Source organism: Mycobacterium sp. IEC1808, assembly GCF_002101935.1.
GTDB lineage: Bacteria > Actinomycetota > Actinomycetes > Mycobacteriales > Mycobacteriaceae > Mycobacterium.
In genome coordinates, this window is sequence record NZ_LQPV01000005.1 from 109,758 (window position 1) to 128,210 (window position 18,453).

General features: G+C 67.7%; 20 protein-coding genes. 11 read left to right on the forward strand and 9 right to left on the reverse strand.

The window, feature by feature from the left end:
- The first annotated feature begins 12 nt into the window (after positions 1 to 12).
- The 5 genes from AWB92_RS01715 to AWB92_RS01735 all read left to right on the forward strand — a co-directional run bounded on the left by AWB92_RS01715 (position 13) and on the right by AWB92_RS01735 (position 4,759).
- Complete coding sequence (locus tag AWB92_RS01715) at positions 13 to 1,230, forward strand: acetyl-CoA C-acetyltransferase (protein ID WP_085183786.1); 1,218 nt, start codon at positions 13 to 15, stop codon at positions 1,228 to 1,230.
- Positions 1,227 to 2,429, forward strand: a complete 1,203-nt coding sequence (locus AWB92_RS01720) for a CoA transferase (RefSeq protein WP_085183787.1) — start codon at positions 1,227 to 1,229, stop codon at positions 2,427 to 2,429. The genes AWB92_RS01715 and AWB92_RS01720 overlap by 4 nt, the downstream gene beginning before the upstream one ends.
- Positions 2,426 to 3,619, forward strand: a complete 1,194-nt coding sequence (locus AWB92_RS01725) for an acyl-CoA dehydrogenase family protein (protein WP_085183788.1) — start codon at positions 2,426 to 2,428, stop codon at positions 3,617 to 3,619. The genes AWB92_RS01720 and AWB92_RS01725 overlap by 4 nt, the downstream gene beginning before the upstream one ends.
- 4 nt (positions 3,620 to 3,623) lie before the next feature.
- The gene (locus AWB92_RS01730; protein ID WP_085183789.1) at positions 3,624 to 4,316 is read left to right on the forward strand and encodes a GntR family transcriptional regulator; all 693 of its coding nucleotides are present in this window, start codon (positions 3,624 to 3,626) and stop codon (positions 4,314 to 4,316) included.
- A gap of 80 nt (positions 4,317 to 4,396) precedes the next feature.
- A complete protein-coding gene (locus AWB92_RS01735) occupies positions 4,397 to 4,759 on the forward strand; it encodes a hypothetical protein (protein WP_085183790.1) in 363 nt (120 codons plus the stop codon).
- On the opposite strand, the gene AWB92_RS01740 is transcribed toward AWB92_RS01735, so the two are convergent.
- The 6 genes from AWB92_RS01740 to AWB92_RS01765 are packed head-to-tail and all read right to left on the reverse strand — an operon-like array spanning position 4,756 to position 11,692.
- Positions 4,756 to 6,282: a class I adenylate-forming enzyme family protein gene (locus AWB92_RS01740; protein WP_085183791.1), complete on the reverse strand. Its 1,527-nt coding sequence runs from the start codon at positions 6,280 to 6,282 to the stop codon at positions 4,756 to 4,758. The two genes, AWB92_RS01735 and AWB92_RS01740, sit on opposite strands and share 4 nt — an antisense overlap.
- The gene (locus AWB92_RS01745) at positions 6,275 to 7,816 is read right to left on the reverse strand and encodes a class I adenylate-forming enzyme family protein (protein ID WP_085183792.1); all 1,542 of its coding nucleotides are present in this window, start codon (positions 7,814 to 7,816) and stop codon (positions 6,275 to 6,277) included. Before AWB92_RS01745 ends, AWB92_RS01740 begins: the two co-directional genes overlap by 8 nt.
- Positions 7,806 to 9,266, reverse strand: coding sequence for an AMP-binding protein (locus tag AWB92_RS01750; RefSeq protein WP_085183793.1), 1,461 nt, complete (start codon positions 9,264 to 9,266; stop codon positions 7,806 to 7,808). The genes AWB92_RS01745 and AWB92_RS01750 overlap by 11 nt, the downstream gene beginning before the upstream one ends.
- The gene (locus tag AWB92_RS01755) at positions 9,266 to 10,051 is read right to left on the reverse strand and encodes an enoyl-CoA hydratase/isomerase family protein (RefSeq protein ID WP_085184056.1); all 786 of its coding nucleotides are present in this window, start codon (positions 10,049 to 10,051) and stop codon (positions 9,266 to 9,268) included. The genes AWB92_RS01750 and AWB92_RS01755 overlap by 1 nt, the downstream gene beginning before the upstream one ends.
- Positions 10,048 to 10,860, reverse strand: a complete 813-nt coding sequence (locus tag AWB92_RS01760; RefSeq protein ID WP_085183794.1) for an enoyl-CoA hydratase/isomerase family protein — start codon at positions 10,858 to 10,860, stop codon at positions 10,048 to 10,050. The genes AWB92_RS01755 and AWB92_RS01760 overlap by 4 nt, the downstream gene beginning before the upstream one ends.
- Before the next feature lie 10 nt (positions 10,861 to 10,870).
- Positions 10,871 to 11,692, reverse strand: coding sequence for an enoyl-CoA hydratase-related protein (locus AWB92_RS01765; RefSeq protein WP_085183795.1), 822 nt, complete (start codon positions 11,690 to 11,692; stop codon positions 10,871 to 10,873).
- Positions 11,693 to 11,822: 130 nt separating this feature from the next.
- Here AWB92_RS01765 and AWB92_RS01770 point away from each other — a divergent pair, with 130 nt between their 5' ends.
- Together AWB92_RS01770 and AWB92_RS01775 are read left to right on the forward strand one after the other, a co-directional pair.
- Complete coding sequence (locus tag AWB92_RS01770) at positions 11,823 to 12,506, forward strand: hypothetical protein (RefSeq protein WP_085184057.1); 684 nt, start codon at positions 11,823 to 11,825, stop codon at positions 12,504 to 12,506.
- Positions 12,503 to 13,408, forward strand: a complete 906-nt coding sequence (locus AWB92_RS01775) for an enoyl-CoA hydratase/isomerase family protein (protein WP_085183796.1) — start codon at positions 12,503 to 12,505, stop codon at positions 13,406 to 13,408. Before AWB92_RS01770 ends, AWB92_RS01775 begins: the two co-directional genes overlap by 4 nt.
- Before the next feature lie 181 nt (positions 13,409 to 13,589).
- Here the strand turns inward: AWB92_RS01775 and AWB92_RS01780 are convergent, their stop codons facing one another.
- Positions 13,590 to 14,396 carry a TetR/AcrR family transcriptional regulator gene (locus tag AWB92_RS01780; RefSeq protein ID WP_085183797.1) on the reverse strand — a complete coding sequence of 269 codons (807 nt, stop codon included), beginning with the start codon at positions 14,394 to 14,396 and terminating at the stop codon, positions 13,590 to 13,592.
- 139 nt (positions 14,397 to 14,535) lie between these two features.
- On the opposite strand from AWB92_RS01780, the gene AWB92_RS01785 reads away from it, so the two are divergent.
- Both AWB92_RS01785 and AWB92_RS01790 read left to right on the forward strand, forming a co-directional pair.
- Positions 14,536 to 15,333 (forward strand): SDR family oxidoreductase, encoded by a 798-nt coding sequence (locus tag AWB92_RS01785; protein WP_085183798.1) that lies wholly within the window; start codon positions 14,536 to 14,538, stop codon positions 15,331 to 15,333.
- A gap of 34 nt (positions 15,334 to 15,367) precedes the next feature.
- Entirely contained in the window at positions 15,368 to 16,375 is a 1,008-nt protein-coding gene (locus AWB92_RS01790; RefSeq protein ID WP_085183799.1) for a dihydrodipicolinate synthase family protein, read from the forward strand.
- A gap of 81 nt (positions 16,376 to 16,456) precedes the next feature.
- On the opposite strand, the gene AWB92_RS01795 is transcribed toward AWB92_RS01790, so the two are convergent.
- Complete coding sequence (locus tag AWB92_RS01795) at positions 16,457 to 16,696, reverse strand: CsbD family protein (RefSeq protein ID WP_068110003.1); 240 nt, start codon at positions 16,694 to 16,696, stop codon at positions 16,457 to 16,459.
- Positions 16,697 to 16,790: 94 nt separating this feature from the next.
- Positions 16,791 to 17,003 (reverse strand): hypothetical protein, encoded by a 213-nt coding sequence (locus AWB92_RS29240; protein WP_142281899.1) that lies wholly within the window; start codon positions 17,001 to 17,003, stop codon positions 16,791 to 16,793.
- 88 nt (positions 17,004 to 17,091) lie between these two features.
- On the opposite strand from AWB92_RS29240, the gene AWB92_RS01800 reads away from it, so the two are divergent.
- Together AWB92_RS01800 and AWB92_RS01805 are read left to right on the forward strand one after the other, a co-directional pair.
- Positions 17,092 to 17,364: a GlsB/YeaQ/YmgE family stress response membrane protein gene (locus tag AWB92_RS01800; RefSeq protein ID WP_085183800.1), complete on the forward strand. Its 273-nt coding sequence runs from the start codon at positions 17,092 to 17,094 to the stop codon at positions 17,362 to 17,364.
- A 205-nt stretch (positions 17,365 to 17,569) separates the two neighbouring features.
- Positions 17,570 to 18,424 (forward strand): enoyl-CoA hydratase, encoded by an 855-nt coding sequence (locus AWB92_RS01805; RefSeq protein ID WP_085184058.1) that lies wholly within the window; start codon positions 17,570 to 17,572, stop codon positions 18,422 to 18,424.
- Positions 18,425 to 18,453 lie beyond the last annotated feature (29 nt).

The following is an 18,453-nucleotide window of genomic DNA, read 5'->3' on the forward strand; positions in this document are numbered from 1 at the left end:
GGAGCAACGAACATGCGCCAGACCGTCATCTGTGAACCCGTGCGCACGCCTATCGGGCGCTATGGCGGAATGTTCAAGTCGCTGACCGCCGTCGACCTGGGAGTGGCCGCCCTCAGGGGGTTGCTCGAGCGGACCGGAATCGCGCCCGAGGCCGTGCAAGACGTCATCCTCGGCCACTGCTATCCCAGCAGCGAAGCGCCGGCGATCGGACGGGTGGTTGCGCTGGATTCCGGCCTGCCGGTGACGGTTCCGGGGATGCAGGTCGACCGGCGCTGCGGGTCGGGGCTGCAGGCGGTGATCCAGGCCTGCCTGCAGGTGGGCAACGGCGACCACGATCTCGTCATCGCCGGTGGCTGCGAAAGCATGAGCAACGTCGCCTTCTACTCGACCGACATGCGCTGGGGCGGCGCCCGCGGCGGGATCCGGGTGCACGACGCGCTGGCGCGGGGACGCACCACCGCCGGTGGCAAGCACTACCCGGTGCCGGGCGGCATGCTGGAGACCGCCGAGAACTTGCGCCGCCAGTACGGCATTCCGCGCTTGGAGCAAGACGAGCTCGCGGTGCGATCGCACCAGCGCGCGGTGGCCGCGCAGAAGGACGGCGTCATGGCCGAAGAGATCATTCCCGTCGCCGTCCGCACCCGCCACGGTGAGGAGTTGATCGACACCGACGAGCATCCGCGCGCCGACACCTCGGTGGAATCATTGAGCAAGCTCAAACCCGTTCTGCTGGGCGAGGATCCGGAGGCGACGGTGACGGCCGGCAACGCCAGTGGGCAGAACGACGCGGCGTCGATGTGCGTGGTGACCACGCCGGAGAAGGCGGCCGACTGCGGCCTGACGCCGTTGGTCCGCCTGGTGTCGTGGGGATCGGCGGGCGTGGCGCCCAACATCATGGGCATCGGCCCGGTGCCGGCCACCGAGGCCGCCCTGGCCAAGGCGGGCCTGCAACTGTCCGACATCGACGTCATCGAGCTCAACGAAGCCTTCGCCGCGCAGGCGCTTGCGGTGATGCGCGAATGGAATTTCGGCGCCGCCGACCACGACCGGACCAACGTGCACGGGTCGGGTATCTCGCTGGGCCATCCCGTCGGCGCGACCGGCGGCCGGATGCTGGCGACCCTGGCGCGCGAACTGGGCCGCCGCCAGGCGCGCTACGGGCTGGAGACCATGTGCATCGGCGGCGGGCAGGGTCTGGCCGCGGTCTTCGAGCGGGTCGCCCCGTCGTGAGCGCTCCGCTGAGCGGCCTCACCGTCGTGGAGGTGTCCAGTTTCGTCGCCGCGCCGCTGTGCGGGATGACGCTGGGTCAGCTTGGTGCGCAGGTGATCCGCGTCGACCCGATCGGCGGCGCCTCCGACGTCCAGCGCTGGCCGCTGGCCGCCGGTGGCACGTCGATCTACTGGACCGGCCTGAACAAGGGAAAGCGTTCGGCCACCATCGATCTGCGCTCGGCCGAGGGCCAGGAGCTGGTCCAGCGGCTGATCGTCGAGGGCGACGGCATCGTCGTCACCAACGCCGCCGGGCTGTCCTGGCTCGGCCACGATGTGTTGGCTGCCAAGCGTTCCGACGTAATCCACGTCCAACTGCTCGGGCGTGGCGACGGGTCCACCGCGGTGGATTACACCGTCAACGCCGGCATCGGGTACCCGCTCGTCACCGGACCGGCCGAGCACGCCGGGCCGATCAACCACGTGCTGCCCGCGTGGGACGTGTGCTGCGGCCTGTACGCCGCGCTGGCCGTCGTCACCGCCGTGCGGCGGCGCGAGCAGGCCGGCGAGGGCGCGCGCATCAGCCTGGCGCTGGAGGACGTCGCGCTGGCCACGGCCGGCAACCTCGGGCTGCTGACCGAGCCACAGGTCAACGGGACGCAGCGCCAACGGCTCGGCAACGCCATCTACGGCCAGTACGGGCAGGACTTCACCAGCCGCGACGGCGGTCGGTTCATGGTTGTCACCTTGACGCGCCGGCACTTTCGCGACCTCGTCGAGGTGACCGGCACGGGAGTCGCGGTGTCGGCGCTCGAGGAGGCGCTGGGCGTGGACTTCGGCTCGGAGGGCGACCGCTACCGCTACCGCGACGCCCTGTCCGGGCTGTTCGCCACCTGGTTCGCCGACCACACGGCCGACGAGGTCACCGCCGCGCTGTCGGCCACCACGGTGCTGTTCGAGCGATACCGCACCTTCGCCGAGGCCGCCGCGGACGCGAAAGTGACTGCAAATCCGCTGTTTTCCCGGCTGCACCAGCCGGGCGTCGGCGACTACCTGGCCCCCGGCCTGCCGGTCGCCTTCGACGGCACGCACCCCGCCGGCGCGCCGGCGCCCGCCCTCGGTCAGGACACCGCCGACGTCCTCACCCAACGCCTGGGCCTGGCGACCGCGGACATCGAGCGCCTGACAGGCGCGCAGACGATAGGAGGGGTCAGCGCATGACCAGACTCGCCCAGACTCTCGGCCTGACCGAGTTCCAGACCGAAATCGTCGCCACCGTGCGGCAATTCGTCGAAAAGGAAGTCATTCCCACCGCGCAGCAGCTCGAGCACGACGACGCCTACCCGCAGCAGATCGTCGATCAGATGCGGGACATGGGGCTGTTCGGGCTGATGATTCCCGAGGAGTACGGCGGGCTAGGGGAGTCGCTGCTCACCTACGCGCTGTGCGTGGAGGAGCTGGCCCGCGGCTGGATGAGCGTGTCCGGGGTGCTCAACACACACTTCATCGTGGCCTACATGCTGCGCCAACACGGCACCGACGCCCAAAAGCAGCGGTTCCTGCCGCGCATGGCGACCGGCGAGTCGCGCGGGGCCTTCTCCATGTCGGAGCCGGAGCTGGGCTCAGACGTCGCCGCTATCCGCACGCGGGCCCAGCGCGACGCGGGCGGTGGCTACACCATCAACGGCCAGAAGATGTGGCTGACCAACGGGGGCAGCTCGACCCTGATCGCGGTGCTGGTGCGCACCGACGAAGGCGCGGACAAGCCGCACCGCAACCTCACCGCATTCCTCGTCGAAAAGCCGACGGGCTTCGGCGAAGTCGTGCCCGGCCTGGTGATACCCGGCAAGATCGACAAGCTGGGCTACAAGGGCATCGACACCACCGAGCTGATCTTCGATGGCTACCGGGCCAGCGCCGACGACATCCTCGGCGGCGCGCCCGGCCAGGGCTTCTTCCAGATGATGGACGGCATCGAGGTCGGCCGGGTCAACGTGTCGGCGCGCGCGTGCGGCGTCGGCATCCGCGCCTTCGAACTCGCGGTGCGCTACGCCCAGCAGCGGCAGACCTTCGGCAAGCCGATCGCCGAGCACCAGGCCATCGCCTTCCAGCTGGCCGAGATGGCCACCAAAGTGGAAGCCGCGCACCTGATGATGGTCAACGCGGCGCGGCTGAAGGATTCCGGCGAGCGCAACGATGTCGCCGCCGGCATGGCCAAATACCTTGCCAGCGAATACTGTTCGGAAGTCACCCAGCAGAGCTTCCGGATCCACGGCGGCTACGGCTATTCCAAGGAATACGAGATCGAGCGGCTGATGCGCGACGCCCCGTTCCTGCTCATCGGTGAGGGAACCAGCGAAATCCAGAAGTCCATCATCAGCAAGCGGCTGCTCGCCGAGTATCAGGTGTGAGGCGATGACCACCCCGGATTTCGCTCCGCGGCCACAACTTTCCGACGACGTCGCGCGCTTCGTCCGCAGAAGGATCTTCGACGGCACCTACGCGAGCGGAACGTATGTGCGCCTCGATCAGTTGGCCGCCGAGCTCGGGATCAGCGTCACGCCGGTGCGCGAGGCGCTCTTCGCGCTGCGGGCCGAGGGGTTGGTCGCCCAGCAGCCGCACCGCGGCTTTGTGGTGTTGCCGGTGACCGGGCGCGACGTGACCGATGTCGCCAACGTGCAGGGCTACGTGGGAGGAGAGCTCGCCGCGCGGGCCGCGGTCAACATCACCGACGAGCAGCTGGGCGAACTCAAGCAGATCCAGGCCGAGCTCGAAGAGGCCTACGCCGGTGACGACACCGAGCGGACCGTGCGCCTCAACCACGAGTTTCACCGCGCCATCAACGTCGCCGCGGACTCGCCGAAGCTCGCCCAGTTGATGTCGCAGATCACCCGTTACGCACCGGAATCGGTGTTCCCCGCCATCGAAGGTTGGCCGGAGCAGTCGATCAAGGATCATCGGCGGATCCTGTCCGCCCTGAAAAAGCACGACCAGGAGCTCGCGCGGGCGGCGATGTCGCAACATCTTGCCGCGGGCGCCGTCCCGCTCATCGATCACCTCACCGCGCGGGGTGTCGTAGCGAATGGGAGTCACCCGGAACCTGGGTGAGCCGGGACCGCTGTTGTTGCCGACCCGCGCCTGGGCTTAGGCTGCCATCGGAGGCGGCAAACAACACAAAGCGAGGAACAATGCCCCGAACGCTTTGCCCAGCGGCCGTATTCGTCGCATGTGTGGCCGCGATTCCGCTCGCGGCGCCCGCCGTCGCCGACCCGATGGATCCGATCCCCGGCAACGGTGTCTTTGTCGTGGGGCCCGACATCGCGCCCGGCCTTTACCGAACGGGCGGTTCGGCCTCGGCCTTCGGCGTCTGGATAAACAACGTGCCAACCCAGGACTCGATGTGCGCGTGGTTCACCTATAGCACCCCCGATGCGAACAAGGACCACGTGCTCCAGACGAACATGTCCATCGGCCCGATGTTCGCGAACATCAACACGTCGGTTAAGGCCTTCGAGTCGCAGAATTGCCAGCCCTGGACGCGAGTCCCCTAGGGCACGTTCGCCTCGATCAACATCTCCCGCAACCGGCGAACGTCGACCTTGCCGGTGCCCCCGCGCGGGACCTCATCGTCGGACTCCAGTAACAGCCACACCGTCGGAACCTTGAACGCGCTCAACAGCTTTCGGGCCGACGTGCGCAGCTGCTCGGCGGCCAGCCGGCGCGCGCACACCACCGCGGCGCCGACCCGTTCGCCCGCGTCGCCGGCCACGTTGGTCACGTAGGCGCTCTGGACGCCGTCGATCGCGCGCAGGGCCCGCTCCACCTCGCTGGGATAGACGGTCGCGCCGCTGACCTTGAACATGTCGTCGGACCGGCCGTGGTAGAACAGGAATCCGTCCTCGTCGAGGCGGCCGAGGTCACCGGTGGGGTAGTAGCCGTCGGGGGTGAACAGCTCCTCTCGGCTGCGACGGCAGATGCCGCGCAACGTGTGTCGCCCCCGGATCTGTATCTGCCCAACGGATCCCGCCACAACCGTCTCGCCACTGTCGGTGTCGACGATTCGGACCTCCATGCCGGGGAACGGCTTGCCGCAGCTGCCCCACGCGGAAGGCGGCATGTCGGTGTCGGCCGCGTAGCCGCAATAGGGACCGAACGCCTCCGTCATGCCGAACAGCGTGGCCCGCGCGCCGGGTTGGGCCCGCCGCGGCAGCAGGGCTTCCAGGCTTCCCGGCCGCAGGGCCGACAGGTCGGCACCGCCAGTGTCGGCGTGCCGTGCCAGCGCCTCGGCCTGATCGGGCCATCCGCGAAACAGCGTGACCCGCTCGGATTCCAGTAGCCGCAGGGTGGTTTCGGACCGCGGTATTTCCTCGGTCACCAGGGTCGCGCCGGCCAGCAGCGTGGACAGAATGCCGCTGCCGAATCCGCCCACCCAGAAGAACGGCATCGGAAGATACAGCCGGGTATCGGGCGTGATGCAGCGCGCCGCCAAGCCCGACCCCACGGCGGCCAACGCGTTGCCGTGGGAGTGGATGACGCCCTTGGGTGTTCCGCTGCTGCCCGAGGTGAACATGATGACCATCGGATCGGCGGCCGTGACCGTCTCGGTCATAGCGTCGACGATCCGGCGGGCGGGCTCGCTCGAAACGGCGTGGTCGAGCCGGTCGATCGGCCAAACCTGGCGCAGGGCGGGAAGTTCCAGTCGCGGCACCGCCTCGATGTCCTCCAGGTACCGGTGGCCACGGAACTCTTGCACGCTCACCAGGAATTGAACCGACGCGGCCCGCAGCTGCGCGACCAGTTCGCCGGGTCGTAGCAGAGTGCTGAGCGGAACCAGCACGGCGCCGAGGCGCGTCAGGGCGATCGCCACCTGCACCCAGCGGACGCTGTTCGGCATGATCAGCCCGACGCGGGTTCCCTTGCCGACACCGGCATCGACGAATACCGCCGCCAGATCTCTTGTGGTGGAGTCGAGTTCGCGATAGCTCAGCCGGGCCGTCGGGTCAATCACCGCCGGCTTGGGGCCGTGCTGTGCGGCGCGCGACCGCACCAGTTGGTCGATGGTGCGCTCAGGCATCGAATAGCTTCCGCAGCCGTTGGGTGTCGACCTTTCCGCTCGACAGCCGCGGAATCTCGTCACCCGGCAGGGCGATGAACCGCTTCGGGATCTTGTACGCCGACAATTCCGTCTTGAGCCGCTCCCGCAGCGCGGCTTCGTCGAGACCCGGACGGGCGACGACGGCGGCGACGACTTCCCCCCGTCGCGGGTCCGGAATGCCCACGACGTGAGCCTCGGCGCCGGTGACCTTGGCGATCGCCTTCTCGACCTCGGCCGCCGAGACGTTGGCCCCCGCCGTCTTGATCATCGCGCCGAGCCGGCCGGCGAAATAGAAAAACCCGTCGGCGTCGACGCGCACCAAATCGCCCGTGTGAAACCACCCGTCGGCGTCGAAGCACTCCTCGCGGCTGCGTTTGTAATACCCCTGCATCACGTAGGGCCCGCGGATGCACAGCTCCCCGATGCCCGAGGCATCCGGGTCGACGATCTTGGTGTCGAATCCGGGGGCCGGCTTGCCAAAGGATCCGCGGCGGTGTTCGGGTTGGTCGGATTCGTCGCCACTGATCAACACCACGCTGCCGGCCTCGGTCAGGCCCAGCATGTTGTGCCGCAGTTCCGGATCGGCCGGCCGGGCGTCGGGCGCCATGATCGGATACAGGTTGCCCCGGCGCATCGACGACAGGTCCCGCCCTGGGAAGCTGGGGTGATCCGCGATGTGCGCGATCCCGGCGACGAAACCATTGGTGATGGTGGGCCTTTCGGCCTCGAGCAGGTCGAGGGTCGCGCCCGGGTCGGTGGCGTTCGAGCAGACCAGCGTGGACCCGGCGACCAGCGTGGCGAGCAGGCCGAAAGCGAACCCGCCGATCCAGAAGAACGGCGAATTGCAAAACAGCCGGTCCGCCGCGGTCAGCCCGCGGATCTCGTTGAGGTTCCGCTGGTGGGTTAGCAGGCAGGCGTGCGTGTGCACCACGCCCTTCGGGGCACTGGTGGAGCCCGACGTGTACACGATGGCCAGCGGATCGCAGCCGTCGACGTCGTCCTCCATCGCCTCGAGCAGCGCGGGGGGCACGGTCCGCGCTGCCGTGTGCACACGGCTGGAGTCGACGACGACACGACGCAATTGCGGCACGGCGGTGACGAACAGCCGCTCATCGCTGTCGAGCCCTGCGCACCCGATCACCTCGGCGAGCCGTTGCGCGTAGTCGTGCGAACGAAACGATCTGATGGCCAACAGGATTTCGGTGTCGCTGTCGACGAGCTGCTCGCGCAGCTCGCGAGCGGTGGCGAACGTGGAGAACGGGATCACCACCGCGCCGATTCGCGCGGCCGCGAGCATTCCGATGACGAATTCGATGCCGTTCGGGTAGAGCAGCCCCACGTGGGTGCCCTTGCCCGCACCCAGCGCGATCAGCCCGCGGGCGAGCTCCGCCGAGCGCCGCTCGGCATCCGCGTAGCCGATGCGCTCGCCGTCGCACACGAGAAGCGCGTGCTCCGCGCGGGACTGGGCCTGGTGCCGCAGGACCTCGGCGACCGTGGGGAGGTCACCGGGCATGGTCGCGATGGGCCGCGGACTTGCTGAAGTACAACCTGACCTGGCTGAGGTCGGCCTTGCCCGAAGGCGTTCGCGGGATCGCGTCGACGATCGCGATCTCGGTGGGGATTTCATAGCGCGCCAGCCGCGTTCGCAGATACTGCACCAGCGTGTCGGAGTCGGCGGACGCGGGCTGGCGCAGTTGCACCATCGCGACGGGCGTCTCCCCGAGGCGTTCGTCGGACCGCGCGACCACGGCGGCGCCCGCCACCGCGGGATGGTCTTCCAACGCGACGCGTACGTCGTCGGGCATCACCTTGAACCCGCCGCGGATGATCGCCTGGTCGGCCCGCCCGACGATCCAGACGAAGCCGTCCGCGTCGATGCGGGCCAGATCGGTGGTTCGCATCCATTTCGCCGATGGGCCCAGTTGCCCGGGCTTGACCTCCAGCAGGCCGACCCGGTCGGGCCCGAGCGGCGCGCCTTCGTCGTCGACCACCCGCAGTTGTGCGCCCGGGTTGGCCCGTCCGACGCTGCCGCGCTTGGCTTGCCAGTGCTTTTGGTAATCGGCGAGGGTCCAGCCGGCGACACCGCCGCCGAATTCCGTTGCCGCATAGGAGGTGAGGACCGGAATGCCATACTTCTCGGTGAAGGCGTCGGCGTCGTCGGCCGACAGCGGGGCGGTGCCGCAGGTGACGGCGCGGATGCTCTCCAGGTCCGCGCGCGTCAGGTCGGAGTGCAGCACCGTCCGCAGCGCGGCCGGCACCAGCGACACCGTGCGGGGCCGGTGGGTCCGCACCGCCTCGGCCCATTCCTGCAGCTCGAAGCGCTCCAGCAGCACAAAGGGCCTGGCCTCGGCGACGCACTGCAGAACGCGGAACACCCCGCCGATGTGCACCAGCGGCGAGTTGACGATCGCGACGCCGCGGCGCAGCTGCGTTGGCGCCGGGGACGTTTCCGGGTCGGGGCCCATCACGCTGCGCGCCAGCATGTCGTAGCTGAGATCGATTCGTTTGGGCGGCCCCGTCGTCCCGCTCGTCAGCATCCGCACCGCCACGCCGGGCTGGGCGGCGGATCTGTCGCAGGCCTGCCCCCGGGCGTCGACGGAGGTACCGATGATCGCAACCGTCGCGGTGCCGGCCGGGACCAGCGTGGCCAGGTCGTCGGGTTCGCCGATGATCAACGGCAGCCGCAGGGCGGCGATGTCGGCCCGGGTGCGGTCGTCACCGCGGCCGGGGTTGATGGTGACCACCGTTCCGCCGCCCAGCAGCACCCCGAGGAAGGCCGCGACGTGACCGGGCCGGTTGCGCAGCAGCATGCCGACGCCGGAGGCCCCGGCGGCCACGGATTCGACGCGCCGCGCGGTATCGCCCACCTGGCGCCACGAGATCCATTGGCCCCCATACTCGATCGCGTGCGCGTCGCGCTGCAGGTCGAGCACGTCGGCGATGCGTCGGCTGAGCGGGTGCATCACCGGATCTTCGGTTCGCGCGCAGCGATCTCGCCTTGCTGGGCGCGCAATTCCGCGGTGCCGAGCGGGTTGCCCAGACGCGTGTAGATGAGCCCCTGCTCCAGGGCGGCGCGGTAGGGCCGGTCCAGCGACTCCCAGATCGCCTTCACCGTGCCCTGGGTCGCCGACGGCGGCTTGGCAGCGATGGTCGCGGCGATCTCGTGGGCGCGCCCCCACAGTCGGTCGCGGGCGACGACCTCCGAAACCAAGCCGATGCGCAGGGCGGTGTCGGCCCCGACCCGCTCGTCGTTGCCCATCAGCGCCATCCGCAAGGTCTCGCCCAGGCCGATGCGCCGCATCAGCCCGATCGGCTCCAGCGCGCACACCAGGCCCGCCGATACGTGCGAGTCGAAAAACGTTGCGTCCTCCGAGCAGATGACAACGTCGGATTCGTTGAGGAAATAGAACGCGCCCGCGGTGCACATGCCCTGGACGGCGCACACCACGGGTTTCCACATCTTCTGCCACTTGGGACTGAGCGCCTCGCCCGGGTCCTCGTGGTTCCACACGTTTTCGGGTTGACCGTACGGGGTCTTGACGTCCAGACCGGCGCTGAACGCCCGGTCGCCCGCCGCCCGCAGCACCACCGCGTGCACGGACTCGTCAAGCTTGACCGCGCGCCAGGCCCGGGCCATCTCCTCACACATGGTGCGGTTGAACGCGTTTAGCTGCTCGGGCCGATTCAGCGTGATGGTGGCGACGTGGTCGTCGGCGTCGACCTCGAGCAGGATGGTTTCAAAGCTCATCTGCATTGCCAATTCGGCTTCCGCTTTTCGACGAAGGCCTTGGGGCCTTCCTGCGCATCCTCGGTTCGCAGCACGCGCTCCCGGAAGGCCTCGGCGAGGATCTCGGCCTCGTGCAGCGGCACGTTCAGGCCCTTGAGGATGGCCAGCCGGGTCCCCCGCACCGCCAGGGGCGCGTTGGAGTTGACGATGTCGGCGATCTCGTAGGCCCGGTCCAATAGGCGGTCGTGCTCGACGATTTCGCTGATCAATCCGAGTTCGTAGGCGCGTTGCGCGCTCATCCGCTCGTGCTTGCCCATCAGGGCCATCCGCAGCGCGATCGAGCGGGGCAACACTCTGGACACCCGCACCAATTCGCGCCCGGCCACCAGCCCGATGCTGACGTGCGGATCGAAAAAGGTCGCCTGCTCGGACGCGATGACGATGTCCGTCGTAGTGACCCAGTCCATGCCGGCACCGCAGCACAGCCCGTTGACCGCGGTCAGCACCGGCTTGGCCATGGCGCGAAACGGCGGGGTGCCCTCCTGCGGTGCCTCCCACTGGTCGTATGTCGACAGGTACGGGCGCTCGTAGATCACCTTGCCGTCTTCGGGAATGGCCTTCACGTCGGCCCCCGTGCAGAACGCGCGGCCGGTGCCGGTTACGACCAGCAGCCACACCTTGTCGTCGTTCTCGGCTTCCTCGTAGGCGGCGCGGAGTTCGGTGATCATGAGCGGGCTCAGCGCGTTGAGCGCCTCCGGACGGTTCAGTGTGATGGTGGCCGTGTGCCCGTCGACGTGGTAGTTGATTGTGTCGAACGAGTCAGTAGGCATCCGTGCTCCCTCATCTGCCCTGGAACTTTGGCGCCCGCCGTTGCCGAAACGCCTCCAGCCCCTCTTTGAAATCGCCTGTCCGACACGACAGTTCCAGATTGAACAGCTCCTGCGTCAGCGATTGACTCAACGTCGCGTGCTGACCGAAGTTCAGGGCCTGCTTGGCCAGCCCGATCGCGGCCGTCGGTCCCGAGGCCAGCCGCTCCACCAGTTTCGCGGCGGTGTCGTCGAGTTCGGGCCCGCTCACCGCTTGGTGGATCAGCCCCCAGGCGGCCGCGTCGGTCGCGTTGACCTTCTCGCCCAGCAGCAGCATCCGCCTGGCCCGTGCCAGCCCGACCAGGCGCGGCAGCAGCCAGGTGGAGCCCGAATCCGGGCTGAAACCGCGGTCCACGAACGGTTCCCAGAACACCGCGTCGGCGGCGGCGACGGTGAAGTCGGCGGCCAGTGCGAGGTTGCAGCCGAACCCTACCGCCCATCCCCGCACGCTGCAGACCACCGGCAGCTGAACGCTCGCGACGAGTTCGATGACCCGGTGGGCGGCGTGTGGGATCCGCCGCACCAGATCACCCGCGCGGGGACGTTGGCCGCCGGGCTCATTGGCGGCCACCCAGTCGGCGCCGGCGCAGAAGTCTTCTCCCGCGCCGCGGATGTGGATCGCGCGCAACGAATCGTCGGCGGCCGCATCGGTCAGCGCGCCGACCAACTGACCGATCATCAAGTGGGTCAAGGCGTTACGTCGCGCCGGGCGATTCAAGGTGACCCGCAGGACCGCGCCATCCCGGCACGCGTTGACCGATCCCTCGGCCTCGGCCGCGTCGGTCCCATGACTCACCGTCTACCCGGCCTTTCTCCGCCGATACGGTTACCCATACAGTAGGCAATACGATTGATACGAGGTATAAGTTAGCAAGGAAACCCTAACGACGGAACAGAGCGGGGCGAAACCCGTGGATAAGGGCAGCATGGCCGACGGCACAACCGCTTCGCCCCACACCGGCGACGCCAAATTCGGCGAGGCGCCGTTGGCCCAAACGGTCGCGGCGGCCGGCGCCATGCGGCGCCTCGGCTCGCTGCTGTTATCGCTGGAGCACCCGCACCCCACCGTCGACGCGATGCTCGCGAAGTTCGCCGAGTGGGAAGGCGAGTTGGCCGCCGCGGCCCCGACGGACAGCGCACCGCGAATCGGCGAGGTCGCCGACGACCCCCGGCGCGTATACCTCAACCATGCAACCGACATCGGTGCCTACAACCCATGCTTTCCCGAGTACCGGTTCGACGAGCTCGATGCCGAGAAAGCCGCCGGGGTGGTGTGCTTCCCGCTCGTCTACGAGGGGCCGCCGGGGCTGGTGCACGGCGGCTTCCTCGGCGTGTTCTTCGACAGCGTGATCCAGCACCACAATTGCGTCACCGGCCTTTCCGGCAAGACCCGGTCGCTGCTCGTCACCTTCCGCCGGCCGACGCCCGTGCTGACCGACCTGCGCTTCGACATCGTTCGCTCACAGGTCGAACGGGGCATCGAGTCGACGGCGCGGCTGCTGCTCGACGACGAAGTGCTGTGTATGGGCGAGGTCAAGACGTTGGCGTCGCGGCCGGAGGACCTGACCGGATTCAAATTCGGCAGGCGGCGAAAAGAGTCCGGCAGATGAGCGGCTCCAGCGTTTCGGACGATCGTGTGCTCTTCGACGTCGACCCCGAGCGGCGCATCGCGACGATCACGCTGAACAACCCCAAGCAACGCAACTCCTACGACGCGACGATGCGTGAGGCCATCGCCCGCTGCCTGGACCGAGTGGCGGAGGACGACGACCTCACCGTGGTGCTGTTGCGCGGAGCCGAGGGAGTCTTTTCCACCGGGGCCGACATGAACAACGCCTACGGCTGGTACGGCGACAATGCCGAGGCGTCCGACGACGCGGCGGCTAAGCGTCGTCCCAGTCAGCGTCGGCGACTCACCGTGGACCGCAAGTCCTTTGGCTTCTACCACAATTTCATGGGCTTCCCGAAGGTGACCGTCGGGGAGATTGCCGGCTACGCGCTCGGCGGCGGGTTAGAGATGGCGCTGATGACCGACATCTCCGTCATTGCGCGCGACACGAAGATCGGCATGCCGGCCACCCGCTTCCTCGGCCCGGCCCTGGGCAGCCTGCACATGTTCTTCCACCGGCTGGGGCCGGTGCTGGCCCGGCGGCTGCTGCTGACCGGTGACATCATCGAGGCCGCCGAGATCGAGCACCTCGGAATCTTCACCGACACTTGCGATCCCGGCGCGGTGACGGCGCGGGCTCGCTACTGGGCAGAGAAGGCGGCGAAGATGCCCGCCGACGGGGTCGTCATCGCCAAGGAGGCGTTCCGCCTCGTCGAGCAGAGCCAGGCGTACCAGGGCGAAGAAGTCGCGAGCTACCTGTTTCACGCCTACGGCACCAACTTGCAATTCGCGCCGGGCGAGTTCAACTTCGTCAAAACGCGAGCAGAGCACGGCGCGAAGGAAGCCTTCCGGCTACGTGACGAGCATTTCCACGTGCCGGAGCCGCCGGAAACACAAGGGTAGCCGCCGCGTCAATTCCCTTCTGCCACCAGAGATTCAGCAGAAGAGGGATCGACAGTTTGCCCGCCTCCGAGCGACAACCCGGGCGCATCGTATTTAGCTGATGGACTTGTCGCTATGAGGCGGGCACAAGGCATTCCCCCTCCGCTAGCGACGCGCGTGGCCGGGGTGACTTGGCGATCAGTTACCGCGTCGCGGCCGCCTTCGTCCGTCCGCGCTGGGCGGGCGACTTGGTCGCCTTGCGTTGCCCCGACGGCGCGGACTTGCCGCCTTTACCGCCCTTTTCGATCAGGCTGGCCGCGTGGTCGAGGATGCAGTCCAGGCCGAATTCGAAATTCGTTTCGTCGGGCGCCCCGATGCGGTGTCCCTGCCCGGTCACCTGTGCGATCAGCGGCGTGGTGGCGGGATCGATGGCCACGGCGTCCTCGATGGCGCGCGGCCCGCTGTCCGGGGTCTGGTTCTTCTCGTACAGCCGATGCAGCACCACCGAACCGCGGACGTGAACCGAAACAGCGGAGTAGGTGTCGAAGGCATCCTCGGGTGACAGGCCGGCCTCGACCAGGTTGGCTATCGCGCGCTCCATCTCCTGGGCGCCTAACCGCGCGGCCTTCGGACTGAGGGCGGCGCGAATCAGAATCAGGTCGCACAGAATTGGATTGCCCATGAACGTCTTACGCATCAGGCGGGCATGGTTGCGCAGCGTCTCGCGCCAGTCGCTGGCCTCGACGTAGGGGGTGGCGAACACGTACTTGCTGAGCGCGCGGTCGGTCATCGCGTTGAGCAGATCGTCCTTCTTGCGGAAGTACCAGTAGATGCTGGTGACGCCCACGCCGAGATGTTTGCCGAGCAGTGGCATGCTCAGGTTGTCTATCGACACTTGCTCCGCGAGTTCGAATGCGCCGCTGATGATGTCGTCGGGATTGATGGACCCGCGCTCGCGCCTTTGACGCTTGTCAGCGGTTGCCTGCTTTGCCACTACGGGCACCTCCATCACGATCTAGCCGTGCCACCGGTAAGGTGGAATCTACCGGCGGTTCCTCTCTGACCTGCGTATACGCGGGCGTGTCGTCGAGTTTTCCGTCTGCTACTGTAATACCTATCGTAGGCTTTTTGGTAAAACGGCTGGACACATGGATCTAGGGCTGGCGAATGCCACCGCGGTGGTGGTCGGAGGCAGTCGCGGCATGGGTCTGGCCACGGCCCGCTGCCTGGCCGACGACGGTGCCCGGGTGGCGCTGGTCGGCCGCAGCCGTGCGGCGCTCGATTCCGCGGTGACGGACTTGACCGGTCGCGGCAGCCCGGATGCGCTCGGGCTCGACGCCGACATTACTGACGCCGGCGCCGTCGACAAGGTGTTCGCCGAACTCGCCGAGCGGTGGGACGGCGAACTCAACGTGCTGATCAACACCGTGGGGCCCGGCGCGCCAGGCAGTTTCGAGGCTCTCAGCGACGAACAGTGGCACCAGGCCGTCGAAGAGGGCGTCATGGGTATGGTGCGCTGTGTTCGTTCGGCACTTCCGCTGCTGCGCAAGGCCCAATGGGCGCGGATCGTCAGCTTCTCCGCGCACTCGACGCAGCGGCAAAGTGTCATGCTGCCGGCCTACACGGCGGCCAAGTCGATGTTGACCAGCGTCTCGAAGAACCTCTCGCTGCTGTTGGCCAAGGACGAGATTCTGGTCAATGTGGTGTCGCCGGGCAGCATCGCCTCCGAGTCGCTGGTCGGCTGGGCGAAGTCCGTCGGCGTCGACGGCACCGACCCCTACGCGCTGATGGACGCCATCGCCGAGCATTTCGGGCACCCGGCGCAAATGCCCCGGGCGGGCCTACCGGAGGAGATCGGCCCCGTCGCCGCGTTCCTGGCGTCCCGGCGCAACTCGTACATGACCGGAGCGAACATCAACGTCGACGGTGGATCGGACTTCACCTGACTCCAAATCGTTTGGCCGACAGAAGGAGTGAACGATGGCGACGGCTGGCGAGGCGCGTGTTTGGGCGCGAGGGGCGTTGCGGGGAATCGGCGACTCCCTCTACACGCCGTTCTGCGGCACCGACGGTGACGACATCGACTGGGACGCCTACCGGACGTTAGTCCGCTACTGCGTCGGCGATCTGGGGCACCCGATGTTGTGGTGCACCAGCGGGATCGCCGAGTTTTGGTCACTGACCCTCGATGAGCGCAAGCGATTGCTAGAGGTGGCGATCGAGGAGGCGCGCGGCCTCAACCCCCACGTCGTCATCCAGGCCTGCACCGCGGCGATGTCGGCGAAGGACTGTCTGGAGCTGACACGGCACGCTCAAGAGGTGGGTGCCGACATCGCCTACATCCAAACGCCGATGATGGAGGCCCACGGCGGCGAGGGCGTACTGAGGTTCTTCAAGTACGTTGCCGCGCGCACCGATATCGCGTTGGGCATGTTCAACTCCCCGTCCTCCGGCTACGTGCTGACTCCGGCCGAAAGCGCGCGAATCTACGACGAGGTGCCCGCCGTATGCGCCACCAAGGAGGGCGCGTTCCGGCCGGAGGCGAGCCGGCGGCTGCACGAGTTGGCGCCCGGCCTGGCGGTCTGGGAGTGCGACCGGACCGTTTACCGCGCGGGGTGGCTGCGGGCCGGCATCGTCTGTCCGGCGCAATTGGGCACGGCCGGTTACCTGTTCGAGACCCCGCAGCGGCGCCTGTTTTCCGAGTACTGGGATCTTGTGTTGAACGACAAGCTCCTCGAGGCGATGGACTACGGGCGAGAGTCCGGGATGGACCAGTTCGACCTCGACATCGGATCGTGGTGGACCTGCTACCCGGGCCGATCGGATTACTTCACCCACTGGGGCGGTGCGTTCAAGTACGCCGCCTCACTGCTGGGTCTCCCGATAGGCGACTATCCCCACTCCCGCCCCCCACAGGCGCAGTTGCCGAGCGAGGCGAAGGCCCAGATCGAAAACGCCTACCGGCGCCTGGGGCTCATCGCGGCGTAACCACCGCGCCGTTACGGCGCAACCGATTACAACGAGAAACGGGCCCGGTCGGTAACCGGGCCCGCTCCTTCGACGCGCTATTTAGTTCTGCTCAGCGCGCTCGCGCGATTCGGCGGCCTTGGCCTTGGCGCGAGCCTTCTCGGCCGCGGCTTCCTTCTTCCCCGCGTTGCGCTGCGCTTCGGCCTTGTCCTGCTGCGCTTCACCCTCGTTGATCAGGTCATCCCGGCCGAGGATCGTGCCGATGAATTCCTTCGCCTTACCGAAAACGTCCTCGATGACGCCCCGGACCAGCTCGATGGGACCGCTCTTGCTGTCAACCATTGCATCTCCCTCCCGTTGATGGATGGCTTACCTGGAGTCTTCCCGGTTGCCCAGTCAGCGCAAACGTGATCGCAACGTGGCACACGCCACAACCTCAGTTGACCGGCGGCGGTACGACCGCATCGCCCGCCCCCGGCAACTCACGTCGCAGCCGGCGCTGTCGGGCCCGCAGCGCCAGACCGACCGGAGCGCCGATCAGCGCCACCCAGAACAGGATCTGGGCGCCCGTCAACGCCAACTCGGCCCGCAGCAACACTCCGCGGGCTTGGCGGAGGCGATGAACGAGCGCTCTCAACAGTGTCTTCACCAGTCGTCGATAACCCGCCAGATCGCCGTTTCAAACGCCCGCAAGCGGCATAGGGTGATGGCTACTCGCCTACCGAAGGGATTGCGGAATGCTCACTCTCGGTGTGATCGGCTGGATAGTCATCGGGGGACTGGCCGGTTGGGTCGGCAGCAAAATCATGGGGACCGACGCCCAGATGGGGCTGATCCTCAATATCGTGGTCGGCATCGTGGGCGGCTTGATCGGGGGGTTCCTGCTGCGCGGCTTCGGCGTGGACGTCGCCGGGGGAGGCCTGTTCTTCTCGTTCCTCACGTGTCTGCTCGGCGCGGTGCTCTTGCTGGCGATCGTCAAGCTCATCACCGGGCGACGGGCGCCCCGTTAGGCGACAGCCGGATGACCGGAAACCCAAGATCGCCAAGCACCTTCGACCATCGCGCGGTTAGCGGTTCAGCAGCGGCAAAATCGCTGCTGGACCGGGCTGCCGCAGGCCGGGGAGGCAGTTGTGGAATGCGCTACCGATAGGTATACAGTATGCGTACAAAGTCGGTGGGGATCCGGTAGGCAAGCGTGAGGAGGTGCCGCGGCAGATGTCCGGCAGCGACGGTGCCTCCGAAGATGCGGTGCTCTACGAGGCCACGGCGAGCGGCGTCGCGATCCTGACCTTCAACCGCCCGGATCGCCTGAACGCCTGGGGCCCGGACATCGCCGCCGGCTTCTACGCCGGGATCGACCGAGCCGAACAGGATCCGGACGTCCGGGTGATCGTGGTGACCGGCCGGGGCAAGGGATTCTGCGCCGGCGCGTATCTGGGCGCGCCGAGTTCGGCGCCCAGCTACGGCGAGAAGATGGAGAAGGCGGCTCAGACCGACCTGGCCGAGCTGGTCGGCGAGCGCCCACCCCATTTCGTGACCACACTGCGCAAGCCCGTGATCGCGGCCATCAACGGAGCCTGCGTCGGCATCGGCCTGACGCAGGCACTCATGTGCGACGTCCGGTTCGCGGCCGCGGGCGCCAAGTTCGGCGCGGTGTTCGCGCGCCGCGGCCTGATCGCCGAATTCGGCATCTCCTGGATACTTCCGCGCCTGACGACCTGGGGCGTCGCCCTCGACCTGTTGTTGAGCGGGCGCACCTTCCTCGCCGAGGAGGCGGCCGAGCTCGGGCTCGTCAAAGAAGTCGTCGCGCCCGAACATCTGCTGAGCCGCGCCCTGGAATACGCGGAGGACATCGCACGGAATTGCTCGCCGGCTTCGATGGCGGTGATCAAACGGCAGGTATACGGCGACGCCACTCGCGACGTCGTCGACGCCACGTCGCGCGCCGAGGTCCTGCTGCACGAGGCGATGCCCCGCCCGGACGTCATCGAGGGCATCACCAGCTTCCTCGAGAAGCGGTCGCCGCAATTCCCGCCCTTGTTGGGGAAGCTCACCTCAACCGACGCTTGATTTTTCGCCGGTGGTACCGGGAAAGGATG

Bases quoted from the DNA above. Each gene is read 5' to 3' on its own strand.
- AWB92_RS01735 (WP_085183790.1), top strand. From the start codon at position 4,397: ATGCCCCGAACGCTTTGCCCAGCGGCCGTATTCGTCGCATGTGTGGCC.
- AWB92_RS01725 (WP_085183788.1), top strand. From the start codon at position 2,426: ATGACCAGACTCGCCCAGACTCTCGGCCTGACCGAGTTCCAGACCGAA.
- AWB92_RS01745 (WP_085183792.1), bottom strand. From the start codon at position 7,816: ATGCCCGGTGACCTCCCCACGGTCGCCGAGGTCCTGCGGCACCAGGCC.
- AWB92_RS01805 (WP_085184058.1), top strand. From the start codon at position 17,570: ATGTCCGGCAGCGACGGTGCCTCCGAAGATGCGGTGCTCTACGAGGCC.
- AWB92_RS01800 (WP_085183800.1), top strand. From the start codon at position 17,092: ATGCTCACTCTCGGTGTGATCGGCTGGATAGTCATCGGGGGACTGGCC.
- AWB92_RS01780 (WP_085183797.1), bottom strand. From the start codon at position 14,396: ATGGAGGTGCCCGTAGTGGCAAAGCAGGCAACCGCTGACAAGCGTCAA.
- AWB92_RS01795 (WP_068110003.1), bottom strand. From the start codon at position 16,696: ATGGTTGACAGCAAGAGCGGTCCCATCGAGCTGGTCCGGGGCGTCATC.
- AWB92_RS01760 (WP_085183794.1), bottom strand. From the start codon at position 10,860: ATGCCTACTGACTCGTTCGACACAATCAACTACCACGTCGACGGGCAC.
- AWB92_RS01775 (WP_085183796.1), top strand. From the start codon at position 12,503: ATGAGCGGCTCCAGCGTTTCGGACGATCGTGTGCTCTTCGACGTCGAC.
- AWB92_RS01730 (WP_085183789.1), top strand. From the start codon at position 3,624: ATGACCACCCCGGATTTCGCTCCGCGGCCACAACTTTCCGACGACGTC.
- AWB92_RS01750 (WP_085183793.1), bottom strand. From the start codon at position 9,266: ATGCACCCGCTCAGCCGACGCATCGCCGACGTGCTCGACCTGCAGCGC.
- AWB92_RS01715 (WP_085183786.1), top strand. From the start codon at position 13: ATGCGCCAGACCGTCATCTGTGAACCCGTGCGCACGCCTATCGGGCGC.
- AWB92_RS01740 (WP_085183791.1), bottom strand. From the start codon at position 6,282: ATGCCTGAGCGCACCATCGACCAACTGGTGCGGTCGCGCGCCGCACAG.
- AWB92_RS01770 (WP_085184057.1), top strand. From the start codon at position 11,823: ATGGCCGACGGCACAACCGCTTCGCCCCACACCGGCGACGCCAAATTC.
- AWB92_RS01785 (WP_085183798.1), top strand. From the start codon at position 14,536: ATGGATCTAGGGCTGGCGAATGCCACCGCGGTGGTGGTCGGAGGCAGT.
- AWB92_RS01755 (WP_085184056.1), bottom strand. From the start codon at position 10,051: ATGAGCTTTGAAACCATCCTGCTCGAGGTCGACGCCGACGACCACGTC.
- AWB92_RS01790 (WP_085183799.1), top strand. From the start codon at position 15,368: ATGGCGACGGCTGGCGAGGCGCGTGTTTGGGCGCGAGGGGCGTTGCGG.